Below are 21,955 nucleotides of genomic sequence, written 5' to 3' on the forward strand. Positions count from 1 at the left end.
GTACCCGGCTGCGTCGGCTGACGCCGCCGCACTCCTGACCGGATCCCCCCACCCCCGGCGGGGGGGGGGGGCGGCCGGCCCCCCCCCCCCACCACGGCCCTACGGCTCAGCGCAGGTAGCCCCGCTTGGCCTGCATGGCCGCGCGGCCTTCCGCACCTTTCATCTTCCAGTCGCGCCGGATCTCGGCCCGCAGCCGGGCGTCGGTCTTGGCGATGATGCGCTGGTTCTCCCGCATGAGCTTGCGGTAGCTCTCCAGACGGCGCTGCGGGAGCCGCCCGTCCTCGATCGCGGCGTGCACGGCACAACCCGGCTCCGCCTCATGGGCGCAGTCCTGGAAGCGGCAGTCCTCGGCCAGGTCCTCGATCTCGGAGAAGGTCTGGCCGACACCCGCACCCGCGTCCCAGAGACCGACCCCCCTCAGCCCGGGTGTATCGATGAGCACACCGCCGCCGGGCAGGACGAGGAGGTTGCGGGTGGTCGTGGTGTGACGGCCCTTGCCGTCCACGTCGCGGGCCGCCTGCACCGTCATGACGTCCTCGCCGATGAGCATGTTCGCCAGGGTGGACTTGCCCGCGCCCGAGACACCGAGCAGCACGCTCGTACCGCTGGCGACGACGGCCGAGAGCACGTCCATGCCCTCGCCGGTCAGCGCACTGACGGCCACTACCGTCACGCCCGGCGCGGTGGTCTCGACGTCGGCCACGAGGTACGACCGTGTGGTCTCGTCCGGGACCAGGTCCGCCTTGGTCAGGACGACGATCGGCTGGGCGCCGCTCTCCCAGGCCAGGGAGAGAAAGCGCTCGATCCGCCCGAGATCGAGCTCGACCGCGAGCGACACGGCGATGATCGCGTGGTCGACGTTGGCTGCGAGGATCTGGCCCTCGGAGCGCTGGGAGGACGTGGAGCGCACGAGCGACGTACGCCGCGTCAGATAGGCGCGCACGTATCGCGGCATACCGTCCGCGTCCACCGCGGCCCAGTCGCCGGTGCAGATCACCCGCAGCGGGTCGTGCGGGGTCACGAAGGAGGTGTCGGCCCGGACGACTCCGTCCGCGGTGACGACATCGCACTGCCCGCGGTCGACCCGTACGACCCGGCCGGGCACCAGGCCCTGTGCGAGATGCGGAGCGAACTCCGCGGCCCAGGCGTCGTCCCAGCCGAACGGGGCGAGGGGGTGAGACGAAGCCGAAGGAGCCGAAAAAGAGGAGAGATTCAAGGGGAACCCTTCAAAGGGCGGCCCCGGCTCGGCGCAGGTCTGCGCTGTGGGAGAGGTCAGCCGGAGGCCACGGAGGTGGAGTGGATGCTCTTCTGGTTGCGGGCAACGCCCACCACGGAGACAGCCATCGGTCACACCTCCCGTTCCTCGGTCAGCCAACGGCGGTGACTCAGCAGCCACCACCTGAACTGGCGCTCAGCCTAGACCGGCCCCTACGTGAATGCCACCGATTTAGAAGGCCGTTCCGGGGCACTGGGTTCGCCCGGTGCTTCGGGGGAGCAGGCCGCTCGCAGGCACCGGACCCATGGCACCCTCTACCCTGCCGTCACCCCGTGAGGACGGAACACACCCGGACAGGCCGCTTGACCGGTTTGCCACTATATGTATGTTTATATGTTTCCTCTCCCGCCCTGCGAGTCGGCCTGTGACGATGCGTCACCTTGGAGGAAGAGGAAGCCTGCGCGATGCCCGAATCACCTGCCGCGGCGCAACCGCCCCGCCTGAACGCATCGGTTGCCAAGCGGCGCTCAAAGCTGGCGGCGGTGGCGCTGGCCGGCCTCACCACCGTGACCGGCGGCTCCACGCTGCTCATGGGACAGCCCGCCTCCGCCGCCCCGGCCGATGCCGGGACACCACAGCAGATCCCCGTCTCCCTGACCGGTCAGGGAGTCCGCTACGAGAAGAGCAGCCACCGAGCGGCCGGGCACGTGGGCAGTCCCGGCCGGAACAGCGGTAGCGGTAGCGATGAGGACTACCGCGAAGAGGTCCCCTGCGATCCGGACGCCCTGATCGAGGCGGTCACCGAGGCGAACAACAACGGCGGCGGAAAACTCAGCCTGGCGGAGAAGTGCACCTACACTCTCCCCGCCGACCAGGGCGGCAGCGGTCTGCCCCAGATCTTCCAGCCCGTCATCATCAACGGCAACGGGGCCACCATCACCCGCGCCGCCAACGCCGACGAATTCCGCATCTTCCACGTCGGGGCGGGCGGTAACCTCAAGCTCCGCGACCTGACCCTCACCCGCGGCAAAGTCGAAAGCGGCGACGGCGGCGCCATCAACGTCGACCCAGCCGGCCGACTCACCACCTCCCATGTCACCCTCACCGACAACATCGCCGCCAATGGCGGAGCCGTCGGCAACCAGGGGATCGCCGACCTGCGCGCCAGCGACCTCGGCAAGAACTACGCGGGAGGAGGCGGTGGCGCCGTCTTCAACGCGAACGGCAGGCTGACCGTCACCGCGTCCAGGCTGAATCGGAACGCGTCGGGCTCAGGAGGCGGACTCAACTCCGCCGGAGGGTCCGTGACGATCAGCAAGAGCCTGATCGAGCACAACACCGGATCGAACGGCGGCGGCATCCTCTCCGGCTCCACACTGCTGGACATCGACAAGAGCACCATCCAGCACAACCCCGCCACCGGCATCGGCGGTGGCCTGGCCATCGTCAACGGTCCCGCGTATCTCTGGCGGAGCTCCGTCAGCGAGAACACCGCCAACCAGGCCGGTGGCATTCAGGGCCAGGGCCAGCTGGCGATCGCAGACAGCAGGGTCACCGGAAACTCCGCCAATCTCGGCGGCGGCACCGTGGTGATCGTCGGCGACATGACCGTCCGTCGCAGCCAGATCAACGAGAACCAGGCACTCACCGGCTTCGGCGGCGGCGTCCTCAATGCCCCAGGCAGCAGCCTGGCGCTCACCGATGTCGAGGTGACCCGCAACATCGCCAACGCACCCGCGGGCGGCATCCACAGCTCCGGCACCGTCACCACCAACGGCCGGGTCCGCATCACCGACAACGCACCGACCAACTGCGCACCCACCTCGGTGCCCAACTGCTTCGGCTGACCGTCCACCCCCGGCAGAGCCGCCTGGATGCGGGCTCTGCCGGGGGTGCGGGCTTCAGATGGTGACGGAGAACGTCAGTCCTTCGGTGCCCTCGGCAGCGGACTTCCGGTCCAGGTGTGCGATGCGCCCTGCCGCACGGAGGTCGTGGGCGATCAACGGCAGCGGGCGATGGCGTCGGTCTGGGGGGCGGTGCTCTCCGCTGCGGCCACGCGGCATGAGGACCGGCTGCGGTGGCGAGGGCTCTGAATGTGTTGAAAGGTGTGAGGGAGTGGATACCCGTGCCGGGGTGCCCGGAGTGAGGTGAGCGGCCTTGGCGACCACACCGCGTGGGCTTCAGGGCACGCCCTGCTGGGTGAGCCTGCGGACCCAGGACATCGCGGCCGCACAGGCGTTCTACGGCTCGGTGCTCGGCTGGGAGTTCAAGCCCGGTGTGCAGGGGCAGGGGGAGTACTCCGTCGCTCTGGCGAACGGACTCCCGGTGGCCGGCCTGGTGGAGTCGACACGGACCATGGGCGTGAAGCTGCCGACGGTCTGGACGGCCCACTTCGCCGCGGACAGCGCGGATACCGTGGCCTCGCGTATCAGGGAGCGGGGCGGCACGGTCGCGGTGGGGCCGATCGCCTTCGGCAGGGGGCGCAGCATCTGGGCGGCCGACCCGGGCGATGCCCTGTTCTGCGTCTGGGAGGGGCATGTCGACACGGGCTGGCACGCGGGGCGCCGGACGAACGCCGTGGCCTGGCTGGAGCTGCGTACCAGGGACCCGTTCGCCGCCGCTCTGTTCTACGGCGGGGTGTTCGAATGGGACTCGTGGGCCCCCGACCGCATCGATGTGCGGTACGAGCACGACCGGGTGATGCTGCGCGCTGACGGCCAGACGGTGGCCGGAATCTACGGGAGCGGGGCGACACAGGCGCAGGACCCGACGGTGCGCCCGCAGTGGCATGTGCACTTCTGCCGCTCCGATGTGGACGCCGTGGTCGAGCGGGCGCGGGCCGCGGGCGGCACCGTGGTCTCCGCGCCCGAGGACACGCCGCTCGGGCGGACGGCGACGCTGCGGGACCCCGAGGGCGGACTGTTCCACCTCACATCCGGGGAACAGCAGCCGTCGGAGTGAGGCCCGGGGCTCCTACCGGTCCCGCTGCCGCGCATCGCGTTCCAGCAGGTCGACCAGCGTGGGCACATGGCTGCCCTCGATGTTCTTCACCGAGGTGACCAGCGTGACCGGCCCGCCGCCGGCCAACTCCAGCAGTCGGTCCAGGGCCTCGGCCGCCGCTCCCTCGTCGAGCTCCTGCCGATAGCGGGAGTCGAACTCCGGATAGCGGGACGCGTCCTTGTGGTACCAGGTGCGCAACTCGTTGGACGGAGCGACCTCCTTGAGCCATTCGTCGACGGCGGCCCGCTCCTTGGACACACCTCTGGGCCAGAGCCGGTCGACCAGGACGCGGATGCCGTCGTCCGGCTCCGGAGCGTCGTAGACCCTGCGCACGGTGATCTCGTCCATCCCGCCAGCCTGATGCGGCCGACGCCTGTGTGCAAGCTCGGCACACTCCCCCATCTCGTCGCCTTGACGATAATCAGGAATCCCAATATCGTCATCTCGACGATAAACGAACGACCGCGAGGGGTCCCGCTCATGGCCGACATCACCCGGCGTCTCGGCTGGCGCCATCTGCGCTGCGCGCCCACTGCTCACGTACGCCACCACAGCAGCGGCAAACTGGCCCACGACGGGCCCGGACTCAGCTTCTGGTACCGCGCGCTGACCGCCGCGCTCTCCGAGATCCCGGTGGACGACCGCGAGTTGGCCATGACGTTCCACGCCAGGACTTCGGACTTCCAGGATGTCGCGGTGCAGTCCACGGTCACCTACCGGATCAGCGACCCGGCCACCGCCGCCACCCGGCTGGACTTCTCCATCGACCCGGACACCGGCGCCTGGCGGGGCGCCCCGCTGGAGCAGATCGCCACCCTGCTCACCGAGACCGCGCAGCAGCACGCACTGGACATACTCGCCCGCACCCCGCTCTCGGCCGCCCTCGCCGACGGCGTCACGGCCGTACGCGAGCGGATCTCGCAAGGGCTCGGCACGGAGCCGCGGCTGGCCGCGACCGGACTTGAGGTCGTCGCCGTACGGGTGATCGCGCTGCGCCCCGAACCCGAGGTGGAGCGGGCCCTGCGCACCCCGGCACGTGAGCAGATCCAGCAGGAGGCCGACCGCGCCACCTACGAACGACGAGCCGTCGCCGTGGAACGTGAACGGGCCATCGCGGAGAACGAACTCGCCAGCAAGATCGAGCTGGCCCGCAGGGAAGAGCAGCTGGTGGAACAGAAGGGCGCCAACGCCCGGCGCGAGGCCGAGGAGAACGCTGCCGCCGACGCCGTACGCGCCGCGGCGGAAGCGGCCCGCCGGGTGCGGCTGGCGCAGGCCGAGGCGACGGCGGCCCGCGAGACGGGCGAGGCGCGTGCGGCGGCGCAGGCGGCATGGCTGCGGGTGCACTCCGAGACCGGGCCCGAGACCCTGCGGGCGCTTGCCGTCACCCGTCTCGCCGAGAACCTGCCCCGCGTGGACAGCATCACCCTCTCGCCCGATGTCCTCACCGGTCTGCTCGCCAGGCTCGGCGGCAGCGGTCAGGGCGGTCAGGGCACGGTGGAGCGGTGAGTCTCGCCCCGCGCGCGGTGCTGGTGTACCGCACCACCGAGTACGAGGAACTGCTCGCCCGGCACGGCACCCACGGCCAGGCGGAGTTCTTCCTGTCCTCGCGCGGCCGGAGCGTCGCGGAGGTCTTCGAACGGCACCAGCGCACCGGCCGCGCCCTGCGCGATGTCGCGGCCGCCGTGCCGCTGCGCTGGCGTCAGACCCGGGTGGAGCGGGCTGACCTGGACCGCTTTCTGTTCGCGCCGCAGGACGTGGTGGTCGTGGTCGGCCAGGATGGCCTGGTCGCCAACACCGCGAAGTACCTCGCGGGCCAGCCCGTCGTGGGCATCGACACCGACCCCGGACGCAATCCGGGTGTCCTCGTACGGCACCGGCCCGGCGATGCCGGGCGCCTGCTGCGGGCCGCCGCGTCCCAGGGCGGCGGCACCACGGACGAGCTGACGATGGTGGAGGCCGTCGCCGACGACACCCAGCGCATCGTCGCGCTCAACGAGATCTATCTCGGCCGGCCCGGGCACCAGACCTCCCGCTACCACCTCGGGCTCCGGGACGGGGCGGAGGCCCAGGCCTCCTCCGGGGTGCTGGTCGGCACCGGCACGGGCGCCACCGGCTGGCTGCGCTCACTGTGGCTGGAGCGGGGCGGCAGCAGCCCGCTGCCCGGGCCGTCCGAGCGCCGGCTGGTCTGGTACGTACGGGAGGCCTGGCCCTCGCCCGCCACGGGGACGTCCCTGGTGGAGGGCACTCTCGCCGCCGCGGAAAGGCTGGCACTCACCGTGGAGTCCGACCGGCTGGTCGCCTTCGGCGACGGGATGGAGTCCGACGCCATCGAGCTGACCTGGGGTCAGACGGTACGGCTCGGGGTGTCGGACACCTCGCTCCGGCTGCTTGTCTGACCCACCGCGTCGCCTCGGTCAGCGGCTGCCGGGGTCGAAGGCCGTCACCGTCCGGTCCCGCACCCGCCAGGAGCCGCAGGGGTGCAGACCGCCGCCCCAGGTGCGGTCCCAGTGCGCCCGGCAGGAAAGGTGGCCGCGTGCGCCGGTGCCGGCCGTGCCGCGATGGCCCGCCACCAGGGTGAGCACCGCCATCAGGGCCGCGAGCTCGGTCTCGTCGGGGGTTCCGTGCACGATCCGTATGTCCACATCTCCGGACGCCGCATCGGCGTCCTGGGCGGCGGTCACGTCATCGTGCAGCCCCTCGGTCACTTCACCGTTCATCTCGCCCTTCAACCCGCCGTTCATCTCGCCGTTCATGGCTGCCTCACCAGCTCACCGGAAGGCTCTCGGGTCCCCGGATCAGCCCGCCCTTCTGCCAGGTCATCTGCTCGGGCGGCACCGCGAGGGCGAGCCGCGGGTAACGCTCCATCAGCGTGCCGATCACGATCTCGGACTCCATCCGGGCCAGCATCGCCCCGACGCAGTGGTGCGGCCCGTATCCGAAGGACAGATGGGCGCTGGGTCCCCGGTCGATGTCGAGCGCGTCCGGGGCGCCGAAGGCCGCCGGGTCGCGGTTCGCGGCGAGGTACGACGAGTAGACCGCCTCGCCGCGCCGGATCCGTACGCCGCCGATCTCCAGATCCTCGGTCGCGATGCGGGGGATGCCGACGCCGTTGCGGTGCGGGATCCAGCGCAGCAGCTCGTCGACGGCCTGCGGGAGCAGCCCCGGGGCGGCGCGCAGCCTGGCGAGCTGCTCCGGATGGGTGAGCAGCGCGTACACCATGTTCGCGCTGTTGTTGCGTACCGCGTGGGCACCGCTCACCAGGATGGCCGTGGCCAGCGAGACCGCCTCGTCGACGGTGATCTCACCGCCGTCCACCGCGGAGGCGAGGACTCCGGCCAGATCGCCGGCAGGCTCGGCACCGCGTCGCTCGATGAGGCCGACGACCACATCACGCACCGTGCGCTGGGCCTCCTTGCTGCGGGCGGGGGCCGGCCTCGGGGTCATGATGACGTCCGCCCAGGAGGTCATCTGGGCCCGCTCCTCCTCCGGTACCCCGAGCAGATCGCAGACGACCGAAAGCGGGAAGGGGCCGTGCAGATGCGCCATCAGGTCCGCGGGGGGCCCGTGCCGTTCCATCTCGTCGAGCAGACGGTCGGCGGTCCGCTGGGCCACGGGCCGCAGCCGCTGCATGCTCCTGCCGGTGAAGGCGCGTGCGACGACCCTGCGCAGGGTGGTCAGTCTGGGCGGATCGGCGTAGTTGAGTGCCGCGTGCTTGGCCGCGATCGCGTGCGGCGAACCGCTGGTGACCTCGTGGTCCACCAGGGCGGTCCGGCTCAGCCGGGGGTCCGATGACGCCTGCTTCACGTCCTCGTAGCGGGTGGTGAGCCAGGCGGCGCCCGCCCCGAACGGCAGCCGGATACGGGCGACCGGCTCGTCCCGGAGCAGCCCGGTGAGGAACGGGTCGAATTCCAGGGCCCGGAAGTCCTCCAGGGTCCATTCATGGACCGTCTCCTCCTGCCGCGCCCCCGCGGCGGTGAGGGGACAGCCTTCGGAGCCGGTCATGGCTCCGGCCACCGTCTGCGGTTGTGGCGTCATGGAGTTCATCTCCCAGTTTGTGAACGCGCGCGCAAAGCGGTCCACATGCAGTGAGCCGAAAGCGCCCCCGCCAGGACCCCATCCCTTCCCGATTGCACGCACATCGGCCCGGACACGCCCCCGGATCACCCGTTCAGCGCAACTGGCGGGGGATTCCCCGGCGCGCGCGACGGCATCTCGTCGCTGATCCTTTTGGAGGAAAGGTGAGAGAAGGGCAGCACATCATGGCCACTCTGTGTAAACCCGCGGTGTCCGTGCCCGAGCACGTGATCACCATGGAGCAGACCCTTGATCTGGCGCGGTCCGTTCACGCGGACCACCCGGAACTCCCGCTGGCGCTACGCCTGATCCAGAACACGGGGGTGGAGAAACGTCATCTGCTGCGGCCGATCGAGGAAACGTTGCGGCATCCCGGCTTCGAGGAACGCAACGCGTACTACGAGTCCGAGGCCAAGGCGCGGGTGCCGGCCGTCATACGGCAGGCACTGACGGACGCCGAACTCCACGCGTCGGACATAGACGTGATCATCTTCGTGTCGTGCACCGGCTTCATGATGCCGTCGCTCACCGCGTGGCTGATCAACACGATGGACTTCCGCACAGATGTGCGACAAGTTCCCATAGCACAGCTCGGTTGCGCCGCCGGCGGTGCCGCGATCAACCGGGCCCACGACTTCTGCACCGCCTACCCTGAGGCCAACGCCCTCATCGTCGCCTGTGAGTTCTGCTCACTGTGCTACCAGCCCACCGATGTGAGCGTCGGCAACCTCCTGTCCAACGGCCTCTTCGGAGACGGCCTCGCAGCCGCGGTGGTACGCGGTCAGGGCGGACTCGGAGTGACCCTGGAGCGCAACGGCGCGTATCTGGTCCCGCACACCGAGGACTGGATCGCCTACGACGTCCGCGCCACCGGCTTCCACTTCAAGCTGGACAAGCGGGTGCCCGGCACGATGGAGCCACTCGCCCCGGCCCTCAAGGAGCTGGCCGGGCAGCACGGCTGGGACGTCACCGCGCTGGACTTCTACATCATCCACGCGGGCGGACCCCGGATCCTGGACGACCTGAGCATGTTCCTCGGGGTGGACCCGGAGGCCTTCCGCTTCAGCCGGGCGACGCTCACCGAGTACGGCAACATCGCGAGCGCCGTCGTCCTGGACGCCCTGCGACGCATGTTCGAGGAGGGCGGCACCCCCGACGCGGCACGCGGCATCCTCGCCGGCTTCGGCCCCGGTATCACCGCGGAGATGACGCTGGGCCGCTGGAGCATCCCGGACGGGATCACCCCGCCGTCGCCGGGGCTCCAGACCCAGGCCCCGTACGGGTACTGACCGCTCGCCGGTCTCTGCTCCACGGCCACCGGCCGCTGGTCCTCGCACTCCCCCAGGCCCCGGCCACGGCCGGCGATGCTCCCTCGCCCCCGCGGAGGAAACGGAACGATGCGCGAAGACACGACGACCGCCACCGAAGACACCCGTCCGCCGGTCCGCTTCTGGCCCGCCGACGACCTGTCCGGCGTGGACTTCGACCCGGTGCTGACCGATCTGATGCGGGAAGGGCCCCTGACCCGGGTCAGGCTCCCGAACGGGACGGGCTGGGCGTGGCTGGCGACGCGTCACGAGGATGTGCGGATGGTGACGAACGATCCGCGCTTCAGCCGAAGGGCGATCGCCGAGCACGACGTCACCCGGCTCCTTCCGCACTTCATCCCCGTGGCCGGGGCCGTGGGATTCGAGGACCCACCGGACCACACACGGCTGCGCCGCGCCGTGGCGGGGGCGTTCACCACCCGTGGCGTGGAGCGGCTGCGGGACAGCGCCCAGGCGATGCTCGACGAACTCGTCGACGGGGTGCTGGCCGACGGCCCGCCCGCCGATCTGACGGAGCGGATCCTCGCACCGTTCCCGCTGGCCGTGGTGTGCGAGCTGATGGGGGTGCCGGACCCCGACCGCCCGCGCATGCACGAGTGGACGAGCCTCATCCTTTCGTCGGCCGAGGGTGCCGAGCGCAGCGAGGAGGCGAAGACCCGCATGTGCGCGTACTACACCGAGCTGCTCCGGCGGCGCCGGGCCACAGGCGGCGACGATGTGACCGCCCTGCTCGCCTCGGCCGTCTCGGAGGGCGAGATCACCGAGAAGGAGGCGGTCGGTCTCGCCCTGCTGATACAGATAGGTGGCGAGGCCGTCACCCACAACACCGGGAACATGCTCTACATCCTGCTCACCCGGACGGAGCACCAGGCCCGGCTGCGGGCCGAACCGGAGCTGCGGCCCACGGCCATCGACGAGCTCCTGCGCTACGTCCCGCACCGCAAGGCCGTCGGGCTCTCCCGGATCGCCAAGGAGGATCTGACCGTGGCGGGGCACGAGATCAAGGCCGGTGAGGCGGTATACGTGTCGTATCTTGCCGCCAACCGCGATCCGCAGGTCTTCTCGGACCCGGAGGAGATCGTGCTCGACCGCAGCCCGAACCCGCATGTGGCCTACGGATACGGCCCGCACTACTGCCTGGGCGGGCTGCTGGCCCGGCTGGAGGCGGAGCTGCTCGTCTCCACGCTGCTCGACCGGTTTCCGCCGTTGCGGCTGGCGGTCCCGGCCGAGGAGCTGGGCTGGCGGCCGGGTGCCGCCATCCGCGGGCCCGAGAGACTGCCGGTGACCTGGTGACCGCGCACATCAGGGCGTCCATCGACGCCGACTACGCGGAGTCCCCGGACGGTCTGCTGGTGCCCACGGGCCATGGCCGCACGCTCAACACGGCCGCCCAGCAGGTGACGTTCAAGGTCACCGGTGAGCACTCGCGGGTGGCGTCGAGCTTCGAGGTCGTGGTGCCGCCGGGTTTCGACGTCGGAGCCCATGTGCACACCCGCAGCGAGGAGCTCTTCTACGTGCTCGAAGGCGAACTGGACGTCCTCGCCTTCGAACCCCGCCTCCGGACGCGGGACGACTGGCGGCACTGGGAGTCGCCGTCCGGCCGCCGCACGGTGCGCGCGGGGACCGGCACGGTCATCGTGGTGCCACCGGGCTGCCCGCACGCCTTCGCCAACCGCTCTGGCCGGCCGGCGAAGATGTTCTTCCAGGCCTCCCCGCCACCCGACCACGAGCGCTATTTCGAGGAACTCCTGGAGATCCTCGACTCGGGCGGCCCGCCCGACCACGAGGCGATCGCCGCGCTGCGCTCCCGCTACGACATCGAGCAGCTCACGCCCCTGCGGCACGACGCCTGACGCCCGGCCCGTGAAGCCCCGTCACCAGGTCGAAGAGCGCGGCCTCGTTCCCCGCGAAGCCCGCCGCCGCGAGGGCCCGGTCCGCCTCGGCCATGGGGGCCGTGAGCGCGAGGGGCGGGGGCGCGGCACCGCAAGGGCCCGGCGGTACGGGTGGCACAGGCGGGTCGGTGAGTGCGGCGCGCACGGCACTGAGCAGACGCAGATACGCCTGGGCCGCAGCTCTTTCACGGGACGTCATCACGGTGGTGGCACTCATCGGGCGGCCTCTCCTCTCGGATGATTGCGTCAGCGCACCGACCACCCTGCCCCATGCCACTGACAACGCCCGCCGACACCCGGAAGACCTGTGCCCTACCGCGCGGCCGGCAGGGTCACCTCGAAGCAGCAGCCGCCGAGCACGTTCCGTACGTCGGCACGGCCCTCATGTGCCTCGACGATGCCCCGGACGATCGCGAGCCCCAGGCCCGCTCCCGCCGGAGGTGTTCTCGCCTCGCTGCCGCGCCACCCGGTGTCGAACACCCTGGGCAGGTCCTCCTCGGGGATACCGCCGCAGCCGTCGGTCACCGAGAGGACCACGCTGCCCTCGCGGCGCTCCGCGGCCACCGCGACCGTCCCGTCGGCCGGTGTCCTGCGGATGGCGTTGACCAGCAGATTGGCCAGTACGCGGGTCATCTCCTTGCCGTCCACCTCCACCGGTACGGCCTCGACCCGATCCCCGACCAGTCGCACCCCCTGTTCACGGGCCAGCGGGTCGGCACCGGCGAGGGCCTCGCCGACGAGGTCGTACACCGACATCCGGGTCGGTGTGAGCCCCAGCGCCCCGGCGTGGATCCGGGAGAGCTCGAAGAGGTCCCCCACCATCCCGTTGAGCCGGTCGACCTCGGTGCGGATCTGCCGGAAGTACCGCTCGGGGTCCTTGACGACCCCGTCCTCGAGCGCCTCCGACATCGCACGCAGCCCGGCGAGCGGGGTGCGCAGATCGTGCGAGATCCACGCGACCAGCTCACGCCTCGAGGTCTCCAGAGCCTGCTCCCGTTCCCGGGACGCGGCCAGTTTCCGACTGGTCGCGGCGAGTTCGCGGCTCAGCTCCTCAAGCTCGGCGGTCGCGCCGCCACCGGGCGCGGCGAAGCTGCCGGCGTCCCCGAACGAGCGGGCCGCGAGGGCCAGTTCCCGGCTGCGGGCCACCACCCAGCGGCCCAGTAGCAGCGCGGTGGCGAGCGACACCACGGCGGCCATCGCGACCACCGTCGAGACCACGGTCAGGTCATGCGACGACAGGAACATGGCCTGCGCGACCGCGAGGGTCCCGGCGAGCATCGCGACCACGGTCACCGCGGCGACGACGGTCAGCGACACGGCGACCGAGCGGTGCCTGAGCAACCGCAGCACGCACGCGCCGACCAGTCCGGCGACGGCGGCGCCGAGGAACGCGAAGAGCGCGATGAGCAGCAGGTCACTCATGCCCGTTCCTCCAGGGGTACGTCGAAGCGGTAGCCGACGCCCCAGACCGTCTGGATCAGCCGGGGCTGGGCCGGATCGTCCTCGATCTTGCTGCGCAACCGCCTGACGTGGACCGTGACGGTCGACAGATCACCGAACTCCCAGCCCCACACGTCCTGCATGAGCTGCTCCCGGCCGATCGCCTGCCCCGGGTGCCGCATCAGATGGGCGAGCAGATCGAACTCGCGCAGGGTCAGGCCCAGTTCCCGGCCGTCCTTGGTGGCGCGGCGGGCGGCGTGGTCCAGGGTGATGCCCGCCCCGGTGAGCAGCGGTTCCTCGCCGCGGGACGCCACGGCACCGCCGCGACGCAGCACGGACTCGACCCGCAGCACCAGCTCGCGCGGGCTGAACGGCTTGGTCACATAGTCGTCGGCGCCGATCTCCAGACCCAGGATGCGATCGTCCTCGTCTCCGCGTGCGGTCAGCATGATCACCGGCACCGGGCCTCGGCCGCGGAGCCTGCGGCACACTTCCAGCCCGTCCATGCCGGGCAGCATCAGGTCCAGGACGACGAGGTCCGGCCAGCGCTCCGCGGCCGCGAACAGGGCTCCGGGTCCGTCGGCCGCCCGCCGTACGGCGAATCCCGCACGCTCGAGGTAGCCGGTGACGACCTCGGCGACGGTCGGATCGTCGTCGACGACCAGGATGTTCTGCATGGGTCCAGTCTGGGGCGGGTGCCCCGGCCGGGGCACACCGGCACCCCTTACGGTTCCATGACGTCAGCCGGGGGCACGACGCCGACGTCAGGTTGGACATGTCGCACGAAGACCGGGCCGCGACATGGCCGGGACGGCCTATTCCCCTTCCCCGGCCCTGCCCGTGTCGTCCGCCTTCTCCCCGGCCTTGTCCGTCTCCTTGCCGTTGTCCTTGCCGTTGTCCTTGCTGCTGCCGCTGCTGCTTTTTCCTTTGTCCCGGTGCTCCCACCCGGTGTGCAACCGGGACTTCACATCATCAGGCGGCAGGAACCTCGACCAGCGTTCAGGGAACTCCGACGGCATGGCGCCGTCGTTGTCACCCAGGCCGTCGTCCTCGCCTTCGTCGTCATCGGCGCTCTCGTCCGCGCCTTCGCGCTCCGCCGCTGCCGCCGCCTGGGCCCGGGCCACCAGTTCGGCGGCATGGGCCGCACGCACCCGCTCGTTCGCCGCGCGGGCCGCGGCTGCCGCGGCCGACGGCCACACGCGGTCGATGGCGGCGTTCACCGCGGCTCCCACCAGCACGGCGAACGCCGAGATGCCGATCCAGAGCAGTACGGCGATGGGTGCGGCGAGGGAGCCGTAGATGGTGGGGCCCTCGACGGTGCTGGTGAGGTAGATCCTCAGCAGGAAGCTGCCGAGCGCCCACATGGTGAGGGCGACGAGCGCGCCGGGGATGTCCTCGACCCAGGGCGAACGCACCGGCACCGACACGTGGTAGAGGGTGGTGAGGAACGCGATGGAGAGCAGGATCACCACCGGCCAGTACAGGACGGTGACCACTTCCGTGCCGAAGGGCACGAACTCCACCACCCTGTCCGGTCCGACCACCGCGAGCGGCAGCACCACCGAGCCGATGAGCAGCGCGATGATGTAGAGCAGGAACGCGAGCAGCCGGGTGGCGACGATCCCGCGCTGCCCGTCGAGGCCGTACATCACGGTGATGGTGTCGATGAACACGTTCACGGCCCGCGATCCGGACCACAGGGCGATCGCGAAGCCGATGGAGATCACGTCGGGGCGGCCCACACGGGTGACGTCCTCCAGCAGCGGCTTGGCCACCTGGGTCACCCCGCGGTCGGAGAGCACCGTCCCCGACGCGCGCAGGATGTTCTCCTGGATCGAGGCCACCGTGGTGGTGTCGGTCCAGTCGTCGACGTAACCGAGCAGTCCGAGCATGCCCAGCATCAGCGGCGGCAGCGACAGCAGGGTGAAGAACGCGGCCTCCGCGGCGAGACCGAGGATGCGGTACTCGATGCAGGAGTTCACCGTGTCCTTGAGCAGCAACCAGACCAGCTTCCGCTTGGAGACATTGCGGTAGAGGACCTGGACCCGGTGGAGACGGCCTGAGGGGCGCCGCTCGGGTGTTTCGTTTGCTGCCTGCACCTCCTTACCGTATCGGCATGGCGACCAGCACCCACACCGTGACCAACCAGGCTCCGCCCCTGGTGGGGTACGACGTCTTCACCGCGGACCGCGCGCTTGCCGAGGCGGTGGAACGGCATCTCGCGCACCTCCCGTCCGAGCCGCTCGACGAGGCGCGGCGGGATCTTCGGCTGCTGGGTCGCACGGCCGGTTCGTCCCAGGCACAGCGATGGGGTGCGCTGGCCAACGAGAACCCTCCGGTGCTGCGTACCCACGACCGCTACGGCAACCGGATCGACGAGGTGGAGTTCCATCCGTCCTGGCACCGGCTGCTGGGCAAGGCGGTGTCCTCGGGGCTGACGGCCGCCTGGGGGCGGCCCGGCGGCCACGTAAGGCGTGCGGCCGGTTTCCTGGTGTGGTCGCAGGTCGAGGCCGGGCACGGCTGCCCGGTGTCCATGACGCACGCGGCGGTGCCCGCGCTGCGGGCCGATCCGGAGCTCGCCGCGCGCTGGGAGCCCCGGCTCACCTCCCGGACGTACGAGGCGGGGCTGCGCCCGGCCGAGGAGAAGCCCGGGGTGCTCTTCGGGATGGCCATGACGGAGAAGCAGGGCGGCAGCGACGTCCGGGTGAACACCACGAGGGCCCGGGCGCTGGCAGCGGACGGCGCGTACGAGCTGACCGGGCACAAGTGGTTCTGTTCGGCGCCGATGAGTGACGGATTCCTGGTCCTCGCGCAGGCCGGGGAGCGCGAGGGGCCCGGGGGCCTGACGTGCTTCCTGGTGCCCCGGGTACTGGACGACGGCTCGCGCAACGTGTTCCGTATCCAGCGGCTCAAGGACAAGCTGGGCAACCGGTCGAACGCGTCGGCCGAGGTCGAGTTCGACGGGACATGGGCGCGGCGGGTCGGCGACGAGGGCCGCGGGGTGCGCACCATCATCGACATGGTCGCGGCGACCCGGCTGGACTGTGTCATCGGCTCGGCGGCGCTGATGCGGCAGGCGGTGGCGCAGGCCGTGCACCACTGCGCGTATCGCAGCGCCTTCGGCGGGAAGCTGATCGACAAGCCGCTGATGCGCAATGTGCTGGCCGATCTGGCCCTCGAGTCGGAGGCCGCGACAGCCCTGGGGATGCGGCTCGCGGCAGCCGCCGACGCCGTCGAGACCTCCGCCGCCGGGAGCGAGGCCGAGCGCGCGCTGCTGAGGATCGCGGTGCCCGCCGCCAAGTACTGGGTGACCAAGCGCTGCACTCCGCTCACGGCGGAGGCCCTGGAGTGCCTGGGCGGCAACGGCTATGTGGAGGAGTCCGGTATGCCCCGGCTGCTGCGCGAGTCCCCGGTCAACTCGATCTGGGAGGGCTCCGGCAATGTCCAGGCGCTGGATGTGCTGCGGGCGCTGCGCAGGGAGCCCGGGGCGCTGGACGCGTATCTGCGGGAGATCGGGCAGGCGCGGGGAGCGGACCACCGGCTGGACGCGGCGATCAGAGGAATGCTGATCGAGCTGGCCGATCTGGAGACGGCGGAGGTGCGGGCGCGGCGGCTGGTGGAGCGGATGGCGCTGGTCCTCCAGGGCGCACTGCTGGTGCGCTGGGCTCCGCCGGAGGTGGCGGACGCGTTCTGCGCCTCGCGGCTGGGCGGGGACTGGGGTGCGGCGTTCGGCACGCTGCCGCACGGTCTGGACCTGGCGTCGGTGGTGGAACGGGCACGGGTCCAGCTCTGAACCAGGCTCCGAACCACCCGGGCGTACGTGCGCCCGGAAGCCGAGGGTGGTGCTGCGCCGACACGGCACCACCCTCTGCTCACGTCACCTTCATGCATGGGGCTGCTGTGCACCAGAGTTGCAGACGGTTGCAGACAGTTGCGCAAGATATGCGAAGCGCCCCTCCGGGGAGGGTCGCGAGCGGCACGATGGACCCCGAAGGGACGGACCCCGAAGGGGGTGGGGAATGCGGAATTCGGCTCTCGACATCACACGGCTCGCCGCCATGGACTCAGTGCACGCGACCCGGCTGCTCCATCAGGTGCGCGCCGCGATCCTGGACGGCCGGCGCCCGCCGGTCTCGCCCCGTCCGGTGATCGACGCGTCCTGGCGGCGGATGTTCCGGATCGGTCTCGACCCCGACCGGGACACCAGCAGTGTGCTGCTCGCTCCGGACGAGCTGGAGCACCGGCGGCGGGCGACGGTGATCGGCGAGGTGATGCAGACCCTGAGCGGCGGTCTGGTCGCGATCGCCGACGCGTCCGTGCAGATCATGGTGGTGACCGACGCGCAGGGCCGGGTGCTCTGGCGGGCGGGCAACGCGGGCGTGATCCGCCGGGCCGACGCCATCTGTCTGGAGGAGGGCGCCGCCTGGAGTGAGGACGCCACGGGTACCAACGCCATCGGCACCGCGCTCGCCGCACGGCGCGCCGTGCAGGTCCACTCCGCCGAGCACTTCGTACAGACCCTGCACAACTGGACCTGTGCGGCGGCGCCGGTGCACGACCCCCGTGACGGCCGGTTGCTGGGCATCGTCGATGTGAGTGGTCCCGCCTCCACCTTCCATCCCGCGACGCTCGCTCTGGTGGACTCGGTGACCCGGCTGGCCGAGGCGGAGCTCAGGGAGCGGCATCTGCGGACCATCGAGCGGCTGCGTTCGGTGGCGGCGCCGATGCTGTGCCGGCTGTCCGGCCAGGCCCTGGCCGTGGACCCGCACGGCTGGACGGCGGCGGTGACCGGTATGGCGCCCCTGGACCGGCTGCCGCTGCCGAAGTCGTTCCAGGCCGGGCGGGTGTGGCTGCCGTCGCTCGGCGTGTGCACCGTGGAGCCGCTGCCGGGCGGCTGGCTGGTACGGCCCGACGCGGCCGGGCCCGGGGGCGGCGAGGAGACGGTGAGCCGGGTCGTGCTCGACCTCAGCCGCCCCCGCCGCTGGTCGGTCGAGGTCAGTGGCCCCGCGGGGAGCTGGTCCCAGGAGCTCAGCCCGCGCCACGCCGAGCTGCTGTACGTGCTGGCCACCCACCGGCAGGGGCGGACGGCGGCGGAGCTCGCCGCCGATGTGTTCGGCGACCCGACACGTACGGTGACGGTGCGCGCCGAGATGTCACGGGTGCGCCGGACCCTGTCGGGGGTGCTGGCGCACCGCCCGTACCGGTTCAGCGAGGGTGTGGAGGTGGAAGTGGTGCGACCTGAGCATCCGGCCGACCTGCTGCCGCACTCGTCGGCGCCCGCGATCGCCGGGGAGCGGCAGTCGCCGGATCCTTAGGCCGTGTGTTTGGAAGGCGGCCGGGGACATGGTTCCCTGGCGGTCATGAGCATCACTGTGACCACCTGGTCCCTGGAGCAGACCTCGCCGGACGATCTGCGCCCGGCCGCCGAGCCCGGGGACGATGTGCGGATCGTCCGGGCGGAGGTGCCGTCCCCCGAGTTCAGCCGGTTCCTCTACACCGCGGTCGGCGGGGACATCCGCTGGACGGACCGGCTCGGCCTGTCCTACGCGCAGTGGGACGCGATGCTCCGCAGGCCTGGCGTCGAGACCTGGGTGGCGTACGAGAAGGGGACGCCCGCCGGGTACGTCGAGCTGGAGGCCCAGGGCGAGGGCGTTGTCGAGATCGTCTACTTCGGGCTGATCCCCGCCTTCCGCGGGCGGCGGATCGGTGGTCACCTGCTGTCGTACGGCACCGCGCGCGCCTGGGACCTGGTGGAACGCTGGCCGGGCCTCGAGCCCACGAAGCGGGTCTGGCTGCACACCTGCTCCGAGGACGGCCCGCACGCGATGGACAACTACCTGCGCCGGGGCTTCTCGCTGTTCGAGACCAAGACCGCGGAGGAACCCGAGGCTGAGATGCCGGGGCCGTGGCCCGGTGCCGCCCTGAGTGGTTGAGGAGGGGCCCGGCAGGGCGGCTCGACCCGGGGTGGACGAGGGCCCATAGGGTGACCCGGGGCACACTGTCTCGCGATGCGGGACAGTGTTGTCCATATTCTGGATGTCGGTGGACTGGGTCCAAACTGGCGTGCCACGCTTCCGTCATGTCTCGAGCTGGAATTGCCTTGGTGAGTCGGCGGCACGTCGACCTCGGCCGCATGTCCAGCGCCATGTGTCCGGTGCGCTGACAGCACAGCCCCACCGCGATCCCGAGATATCCCCATCCCGCGCAGCGCTGCGCCACACCCTCTGATCGGTGTTGCCCGCGCGCAGGTCAGAGCCGCCCTCCCGCAGTACCGAAGGACGTATCGTCATGGCCGCCACCCCCGAGAAGCCCGCCACCGCCACGCCCCGCCGCAAGGCTGGTCGCCACCGCGGCGAGGGACAGTGGGCCGTTGGTCACTTCACACCGCTGAACGGCAACGAGCAGTTCAAGAAGGACGACGACGGTCTCAATGTGCGGACACGCATTGAGACGATCTACTCGAAGGCCGGATTCGACTCCATCGACCCCAACGACCTGCGCGGCCGGATGCGCTGGTGGGGTCTCTACACCCAGCGCAAGCCCGGGATCGACGGCGGCAAGACCGCGATCCTGGAGCCTGAGGAGCTGGACGACGAGTACTTCATGCTGCGCGTCCGTATCGACGGCGGGCGGCTGACCACCGAGCAGCTGCGGGTCATCGGTGAGATCTCCGAGGAGTTCGCCCGCGGCACCGCCGACATCACCGACCGGCAGAACGTCCAGTACCACTGGATCCGGATCGAGGACGTGCCCGAGATCTGGAACCGGCTGGAGGCCGTCGGCCTGTCCACCACCGAGGCCTGCGGCGACACCCCGCGGGTCATCCTCGGTTCGCCCGTCGCGGGCATCGCCGAGGACGAGATCATCGACGGCACCCCCGCCATCGACGAGATCCAGCGCCGCATCATCGGCAACAAGGACTTCTCGAACCTGCCCCGCAAGTTCAAGTCCGCGATCTCCGGCTCCCCGCTGCTCGACGTGGCCCACGAGATCAACGACATCGCCTTCGTCGGGGTGAACCATCCCGAGCACGGCCCCGGTTTCGACCTGTGGGTCGGCGGCGGCCTGTCCACCAACCCCAAGCTCGGTGTGCGACTGGGCGCCTGGGTGCCACTGGACGAGGTCCCGGATGTGTACGAGGGCGTCATCTCGATCTTCCGTGACTACGGATACCGCCGACTGCGCACCCGCGCCCGGCTGAAGTTCCTGGTCGCCGACTGGGGCGCGGCGAGGTTCCGCCAGGTGCTGGAGGACGAGTACCTCAAGCGGCAGCTGGTCGACGGACCTGCCCCCGAGCAGCCCGTGCAGCAGTGGCGTGACCACGTGGGTGTGCACCGCCAGCAGGACGGCCGTTACTACGTCGGGTTCGCGCCGCGCGTCGGCCGGGTCGACGGCACCACACTCACCAAGATCGCCGAGCTGGCCGAGCGGCACGGCTCGGGCCGACTGCGCACCACCGCCGAGCAGAAGATGCTGGTCCTCGACGTGACGGAGCCGCAGGTCGAGTCGCTGGTGGCCGGCCTGGAGGCGCTGGACCTGCGGGTCAACCCCTCCCCGTTCCGACGCGGCACGATGGCCTGCACCGGTATCGAGTTCTGCAAGCTGGCGATCGTCGACACCAAGGCGCGCGGTGCCTCGCTGATCGACGAACTCGAGCGCCGCATCCCCGACTTCGACGTGCCGATCACCATCAACATCAACGGCTGCCCGAACGCCTGTGCGCGTATCCAGGTGGCGGACATCGGTCTCAAGGGTCAGCTGGTGCTGGACGACGACGGCAACCAGGTCGAGGGCTTCCAGGTGCACCTGGGCGGTGCGCTGGGCCTGGAGGCCGGATTCGGCCGCAAGGTCCGCGGGCTCAAGGTCACTTCGGCCGAGCTGCCCGACTACGTCGAGCGTGTCCTGAACCGCTTCCAGGAGGAGCGCGAGGACGGCGAGCGCTTCGCCACGTGGGCGGCGCGGGCCAGCGAGGAGGCGCTCTCATGAGTGAGCGCGCTGCCCCCTTCTACTGCCCCTACTGCGGCGACGAGGACCTGCGTCCCAGCGAGCAGGGCCACGGTGCCTGGGAGTGCGCGGCCTGCAACCGTGCCTTCCAGCTGAAGTTCCTCGGGCTGCTGGCACGGGGCGTACAGCACGATCACGCCGGAGGGGAAGGGATATGACGGCGGTCCAGACCGAACAAGAGCTCCAGTCCCTCGCCGAGCAGGCGGGCCGGGACCTCGAAGACGCCTCCGCCCTGGAGATCCTTGCCTGGGCGGCCGAGACCTTCGGGCCCCGCTTCTGCGTCACCTCCTCCATGGAGGACGCGGTCGTCGCCCATCTCGCCGCGCGCGCCAGGCCCGGGGTCGATGTGGTCTTCCTGGACACCGGCTACCACTTCGAGGAGACCATCGGCACCCGGGACGCCGTGGCCGCCGTGATGGACGTCAATGTCATCACCCTCACCCCGCTCCGCACGGTGGCCGAGCAGGATGCCGAGTACGGGCCGAAGCTGCACGACCGCGACCCCGATCTGTGCTGTGCGCTGCGCAAGGTCAAGCCGCTGGAAGAGGGCCTGGCCGGGTACGACGCCTGGGCGACGGGCCTGCGCCGCGACGAGTCCCCGACCCGGGCGAACACCCCGGTCGTCGGCTGGGACGAGAAGCGCCGCAAGGTCAAGGTCTCGCCCATCGCCCGCTGGACCCAGGACGACGTGGACGCCTATGTCGCCGAGCACGGGGTGCTCACCAACCCGCTGCTGATGGACGGTTACGCCTCCGTGGGCTGCGCCCCCTGCACCCGCAGGGTGCTGGAGGGCGAGGACGCCCGGGCCGGACGCTGGGCGGGCCGCGGCAAGACCGAGTGCGGGCTGCACGGCTGATGACGACCACCACCGACGAGGAACTGACCCTCAATCACCGGGAGAAGCACGTGACTGGGGCCACCATCTGGCTGACCGGGTTGCCGAGTGCGGGCAAGACGACGATCGCGTATGCGCTGGCGGGCAGGCTGCGGGCCGAGGGGCA

23 protein-coding genes are annotated in these 21,955 nt (G+C 70.9%); 15 read left to right on the forward strand and 8 right to left on the reverse strand.

The window, feature by feature from the left end; all coding sequences use genetic code 11:
* Window positions 1-106: 106 nt before the first annotated feature.
* On the reverse strand, window positions 107-1,216 hold the full coding sequence (rsgA, locus tag ACFV6V_RS29495) for a ribosome small subunit-dependent GTPase A (RefSeq protein WP_385570890.1): 1,110 nt from the start codon (window positions 1,214-1,216) through the stop codon (window positions 107-109).
* Window positions 1,217-1,680: 464 nt separating this feature from the next.
* Here rsgA and ACFV6V_RS29500 point away from each other — a divergent pair, with 464 nt between their 5' ends.
* Both ACFV6V_RS29500 and ACFV6V_RS29505 read left to right on the forward strand, forming a co-directional pair.
* Window positions 1,681-3,063: a hypothetical protein gene (locus ACFV6V_RS29500; protein ID WP_385570891.1), complete on the forward strand. Its 1,383-nt coding sequence runs from the start codon at window positions 1,681-1,683 to the stop codon at window positions 3,061-3,063.
* Window positions 3,064-3,373: 310 nt separating this feature from the next.
* Entirely contained in the window at window positions 3,374-4,177 is an 804-nt protein-coding gene (locus ACFV6V_RS29505; protein WP_385570892.1) for a VOC family protein, read from the forward strand.
* Window positions 4,178-4,189: 12 nt separating this feature from the next.
* On the opposite strand, the gene ACFV6V_RS29510 is transcribed toward ACFV6V_RS29505, so the two are convergent.
* Window positions 4,190-4,564 carry a DUF488 domain-containing protein gene (locus tag ACFV6V_RS29510; RefSeq protein ID WP_385570893.1) on the reverse strand — a complete coding sequence of 125 codons (375 nt, stop codon included), beginning with the start codon at window positions 4,562-4,564 and terminating at the stop codon, window positions 4,190-4,192.
* A 132-nt stretch (window positions 4,565-4,696) separates the two neighbouring features.
* Here ACFV6V_RS29510 and ACFV6V_RS29515 point away from each other — a divergent pair, with 132 nt between their 5' ends.
* A complete protein-coding gene (locus tag ACFV6V_RS29515; protein WP_385570894.1) occupies window positions 4,697-5,722 on the forward strand; it encodes an SPFH domain-containing protein in 1,026 nt (341 codons plus the stop codon).
* Window positions 5,719-6,612: a hypothetical protein gene (locus ACFV6V_RS29520; RefSeq protein WP_385570895.1), complete on the forward strand. Its 894-nt coding sequence runs from the start codon at window positions 5,719-5,721 to the stop codon at window positions 6,610-6,612. The genes ACFV6V_RS29515 and ACFV6V_RS29520 overlap by 4 nt, the downstream gene beginning before the upstream one ends.
* An 18-nt stretch (window positions 6,613-6,630) precedes the next feature.
* Here the strand turns inward: ACFV6V_RS29520 and ACFV6V_RS29525 are convergent, their stop codons facing one another.
* Both ACFV6V_RS29525 and ACFV6V_RS29530 read right to left on the reverse strand, forming a co-directional pair.
* Complete coding sequence (locus ACFV6V_RS29525; protein WP_385570896.1) at window positions 6,631-6,969, reverse strand: acyl-CoA carboxylase subunit epsilon; 339 nt, start codon at window positions 6,967-6,969, stop codon at window positions 6,631-6,633.
* Between the two features lie 7 nt (window positions 6,970-6,976).
* Window positions 6,977-8,218, reverse strand: a complete 1,242-nt coding sequence (locus ACFV6V_RS29530) for a cytochrome P450 (RefSeq protein ID WP_385570909.1) — start codon at window positions 8,216-8,218, stop codon at window positions 6,977-6,979.
* 257 nt (window positions 8,219-8,475) lie between these two features.
* Here ACFV6V_RS29530 and ACFV6V_RS29535 point away from each other — a divergent pair, with 257 nt between their 5' ends.
* The 3 genes from ACFV6V_RS29535 to ACFV6V_RS29545 all read left to right on the forward strand — a co-directional run bounded on the left by ACFV6V_RS29535 (window position 8,476) and on the right by ACFV6V_RS29545 (window position 11,471).
* The gene (locus tag ACFV6V_RS29535) at window positions 8,476-9,579 is read left to right on the forward strand and encodes a type III polyketide synthase (RefSeq protein ID WP_385570897.1); all 1,104 of its coding nucleotides are present in this window, start codon (window positions 8,476-8,478) and stop codon (window positions 9,577-9,579) included.
* 108 nt (window positions 9,580-9,687) lie between these two features.
* Window positions 9,688-10,911, forward strand: a complete 1,224-nt coding sequence (locus ACFV6V_RS29540) for a cytochrome P450 (RefSeq protein WP_385570898.1) — start codon at window positions 9,688-9,690, stop codon at window positions 10,909-10,911.
* Window positions 10,908-11,471 carry a cupin domain-containing protein gene (locus tag ACFV6V_RS29545; protein ID WP_385570899.1) on the forward strand — a complete coding sequence of 188 codons (564 nt, stop codon included), beginning with the start codon at window positions 10,908-10,910 and terminating at the stop codon, window positions 11,469-11,471. Before ACFV6V_RS29540 ends, ACFV6V_RS29545 begins: the two co-directional genes overlap by 4 nt.
* Here ACFV6V_RS29545 and ACFV6V_RS29550 read toward each other — a convergent pair.
* From ACFV6V_RS29550 to ACFV6V_RS29565, 4 genes are all read right to left on the reverse strand, one after another.
* The gene (locus ACFV6V_RS29550) at window positions 11,446-11,727 is read right to left on the reverse strand and encodes a hypothetical protein (protein WP_385570900.1); all 282 of its coding nucleotides are present in this window, start codon (window positions 11,725-11,727) and stop codon (window positions 11,446-11,448) included. The two genes, ACFV6V_RS29545 and ACFV6V_RS29550, sit on opposite strands and share 26 nt — an antisense overlap.
* Window positions 11,728-11,822: 95 nt before the next feature.
* Window positions 11,823-12,932 carry a sensor histidine kinase gene (locus ACFV6V_RS29555; RefSeq protein WP_385570901.1) on the reverse strand — a complete coding sequence of 370 codons (1,110 nt, stop codon included), beginning with the start codon at window positions 12,930-12,932 and terminating at the stop codon, window positions 11,823-11,825.
* Complete coding sequence (locus ACFV6V_RS29560) at window positions 12,929-13,627, reverse strand: response regulator transcription factor (protein WP_385570902.1); 699 nt, start codon at window positions 13,625-13,627, stop codon at window positions 12,929-12,931. Before ACFV6V_RS29560 ends, ACFV6V_RS29555 begins: the two co-directional genes overlap by 4 nt.
* Window positions 13,628-13,765: 138 nt before the next feature.
* The gene (locus ACFV6V_RS29565; protein ID WP_385570903.1) at window positions 13,766-15,049 is read right to left on the reverse strand and encodes a YihY/virulence factor BrkB family protein; all 1,284 of its coding nucleotides are present in this window, start codon (window positions 15,047-15,049) and stop codon (window positions 13,766-13,768) included.
* A gap of 17 nt (window positions 15,050-15,066) precedes the next feature.
* On the opposite strand from ACFV6V_RS29565, the gene ACFV6V_RS29570 reads away from it, so the two are divergent.
* From ACFV6V_RS29570 to ACFV6V_RS29605, 8 genes are all read left to right on the forward strand, one after another.
* A complete protein-coding gene (locus ACFV6V_RS29570; RefSeq protein WP_385570904.1) occupies window positions 15,067-16,743 on the forward strand; it encodes an acyl-CoA dehydrogenase family protein in 1,677 nt (558 codons plus the stop codon).
* A gap of 226 nt (window positions 16,744-16,969) precedes the next feature.
* Entirely contained in the window at window positions 16,970-18,265 is a 1,296-nt protein-coding gene (locus ACFV6V_RS29575) for a GAF domain-containing protein (protein ID WP_385570905.1), read from the forward strand.
* Window positions 18,266-18,310: 45 nt separating this feature from the next.
* Window positions 18,311-18,883, forward strand: coding sequence for a GNAT family N-acetyltransferase (locus ACFV6V_RS29580; RefSeq protein WP_385570906.1), 573 nt, complete (start codon window positions 18,311-18,313; stop codon window positions 18,881-18,883).
* Window positions 18,884-19,029: 146 nt separating this feature from the next.
* The gene (locus ACFV6V_RS29585; protein WP_361290638.1) at window positions 19,030-19,113 is read left to right on the forward strand and encodes a putative leader peptide; all 84 of its coding nucleotides are present in this window, start codon (window positions 19,030-19,032) and stop codon (window positions 19,111-19,113) included.
* Window positions 19,114-19,238: 125 nt separating this feature from the next.
* On the forward strand, window positions 19,239-20,936 hold the full coding sequence (locus ACFV6V_RS29590; protein ID WP_385570907.1) for a nitrite/sulfite reductase: 1,698 nt from the start codon (window positions 19,239-19,241) through the stop codon (window positions 20,934-20,936).
* Window positions 20,933-21,112, forward strand: a complete 180-nt coding sequence (locus ACFV6V_RS29595; protein WP_361290575.1) for a hypothetical protein — start codon at window positions 20,933-20,935, stop codon at window positions 21,110-21,112. Before ACFV6V_RS29590 ends, ACFV6V_RS29595 begins: the two co-directional genes overlap by 4 nt.
* Window positions 21,109-21,810, forward strand: coding sequence for a phosphoadenylyl-sulfate reductase (locus ACFV6V_RS29600; RefSeq protein WP_385570908.1), 702 nt, complete (start codon window positions 21,109-21,111; stop codon window positions 21,808-21,810). The genes ACFV6V_RS29595 and ACFV6V_RS29600 overlap by 4 nt, the downstream gene beginning before the upstream one ends.
* The coding region (locus ACFV6V_RS29605; RefSeq protein ID WP_385570910.1) for an adenylyl-sulfate kinase at window positions 21,810-21,955 on the forward strand (146 nt) is incomplete at its 3' end. The genes ACFV6V_RS29600 and ACFV6V_RS29605, both read left to right, overlap by 1 nt.

Origin of the sequence: Streptomyces sp. NPDC059828 (genome assembly GCF_042731955.1) — a bacterium.
Taxonomy (GTDB): Bacteria; Actinomycetota; Actinomycetes; order Streptomycetales; family Streptomycetaceae; genus Streptomyces.